Source organism: Methanohalobium sp. (assembly GCF_046546175.1).
In the GTDB taxonomy this organism is placed as follows: Archaea; Halobacteriota; Methanosarcinia; order Methanosarcinales; family Methanosarcinaceae; genus Methanohalobium.
Map to the genome: position 1 here is coordinate 1 of NZ_JBKGYF010000142.1, position 2,506 is coordinate 2,506.

Annotated in this window: 3 protein-coding genes; all 3 read right to left on the bottom strand. The window is 36.3% G+C overall.

The features are described from left to right. Window positions 1–727, bottom strand: a 727-nt coding sequence (locus ACLFMM_RS09845; RefSeq protein ID WP_410808555.1) for a hypothetical protein, incomplete at its 3' end; no start/stop codon positions are given. 382 nt (window positions 728–1,109) lie between these two features. Then, window positions 1,110–1,619, bottom strand: a complete 510-nt coding sequence (locus ACLFMM_RS09850) for a hypothetical protein (protein WP_410808556.1) — start codon at window positions 1,617–1,619, stop codon at window positions 1,110–1,112. A 46-nt stretch (window positions 1,620–1,665) separates the two neighbouring features. Then, window positions 1,666–2,506, bottom strand: an 841-nt coding sequence (locus tag ACLFMM_RS09855) for a hypothetical protein (RefSeq protein WP_410808557.1), incomplete at its 5' end; no start/stop codon positions are given.

Below are 2,506 nucleotides of genomic sequence, written 5' to 3' on the forward strand. Positions count from 1 at the left end.
TCATTCCAGAAACAGTAAATGTATACTCTGTTACTTGTTTTTCACCACCATCTTCATCTGCTGTGAAAAGCTTATCTTCAAATAAAGCAATATCAGTTCCTTCAGAAGCTCCAACGCTAACAATAGTATCGTTATGTGTATATGTGTTTTCTCCATCGACAATAGTCTTCTCAATATCCATCATAAAATAAAAACTACTCCATCCACCAAAATTTGCTGTTATATCATCGACTAATATAGATTGGGTTTCCCCATCACATATCTCATAAGAAGTAGTATTAATTGTATAGCTGGGTTCCTCTATTGCTAAAACCTCCTGTGTTTCCTGATCTCCATCACATCCAGCAGCATTGCTTTCGGTTACACCAATTGTGTAAGATGCCGCATCTTCAAAAATAATTTCGCGATAAGGTGCATCATTGTCTCCACTTGGAGGATCGATTATAACAGTTCCATTACCTGTTGTTTCTTCCCAACTAAAAGTTGATTCTATTCCTTGATCTCCATTGCTTTGAGATGGATCGTAAAGGTCAGGTAAACTATTTAATACAGGATCAGGTTCAACATAATAAGGTATGGTCATCCCTACTACAACAGAGTCAGTCTCAGCATCGGCTGAAGTTCCATCCATATCTTGCCAAGGAGCATTTTCTTGCGCAAAAGTAGCAGTAAAAGCAAATACTGCTGTCATTGTAAATAAGATTTTAAGTAGTTTTCGTGCTTTCATAATTCTAAAATTTAACATTTAACATTCATTAATTTTTTGGTTACTTAATTTTTGACAGATTTATAATTTTCATTATTAAACTCGCTTAATGTTACGCAAATATAGTTATTTGGTTTTTAAATAAAAACCTTGTTTGACAAACTCAATCTTTTACTATATCAATGAAGACTTTTTTGTCGTAAATGGTTGATTTTATTATAATCAATTCCAGTTATAACCAATTGAAAAGAATTGACATTCCATTCGAAAAAACGTAATTCATTATCAGTTTCTCCGGTAAGTGTATCTATCGGACTTTCCCTAATTCCATAAATCCTCATCGCTAAATTTTCAACCTTCCAGCATTCATTCTGGATATCCATTTGTGTCACCATATAACTTGCTAACGTTTTAGTTTTCGTACATTTTTCGTTTTAAAAAACGGAAAATTGTAATACTCCATTAATTTTCGGACAAATTTCATTGATTCAAATGAGTCTGAATCTTTCTTTCGATCGGATTCTTCCGACCAAAACTCTACCTTTTCTTCTCCTTTATGGATGTAAACATGTAGTAGATCGCCTTTTTTTTGCCTTTCAGGTTGTTGAGAGGCAGCATTCTTTTTCATTGACTCCAGTCTGTCGTTATCCACCAGATATTTAAGAAATGTTATTTTAGCTTCTTGATCCCACTTTATTGAAAATGTTGTATCCCTATTCTTTTCAGGGACAGACATGAAAACAGTCTGCTTTTTTGTATTCACCTCAAATACAGTTTCACCCTTCTGGTAAGCTTTTACATGTATATAAAAAGGCTCTGGTATCTTTCTTTCTTTACTCCTTGTTTCATCTTGTGCAAAGATGAGAGAGGGTATAATGAATAAAATAAAAAATATAGTCTGTTTGTAGCTCATAGTTTTAATCTCTGTTTAATTCAACCTGTATCATCAGTAAAATAATCTATTGGTCAAAATCGTTTGGTACATAGTACTGGTTTCCTGTTTCGGGCTTCCTGAACAATGTTACATCTATGCTATCCTTAGCACTGCAACCTGACTTATCCTTATTGATAACTTCTACCTCAAATGTATTGACAACGTGCGTAGTATCAGGATTCTCAGGTGGAATATGCAATGTTGTTTTAGAGGCAGGTGACTCCACGCTATCCGCTGGTGTCCATGAATACTCATATGTAGAAGACCCTGTGGGCGAGGTATTAGCATTTAATTCAACAGTATCACCATAACATACTGGATTTGGGGTTGCTGTGATATCCGGTTGGGGTGTTTCGTAAACGGTTACAACTGTGTCCACTGTTGTCTCACAACCGGAAACACCCTGAATACCCTCTGTCACCTCTACTGAAGCGGTTCCTTGATTTTGCCATTCAACCGACATAGAATATGAATTTGCTACACTTTCAATTGTGCCTCCAGCAGAAACATTCCATGAATAATAATGATCGCTCTCTTTTACAACATCATAAGTAATTAAAGCTCCTTCACAAACAGCAGTGTCTCCATTAATATCCGGAGAAGGAGGTGAATGGACTGTCACATCTACGGTATCTCCAAGCTCAGTACCTTCATTTCCATTCTTGTCCACAATTTTAATGGCATAATACTCACCATCTGCAGTTAGAGTGTCAATATCCAGCGGTGTGGAGCTAATGTCATAAAGCGTATCATTACCAATCCCGGGATGATGGTATACGAGTGTATCCCACGGGCTCTCTCCTGTCAAATTAAAACGTACGGTTGCTTTTTGTCCTTCGCAAATATCGGTTTCAACAGGATCGGGA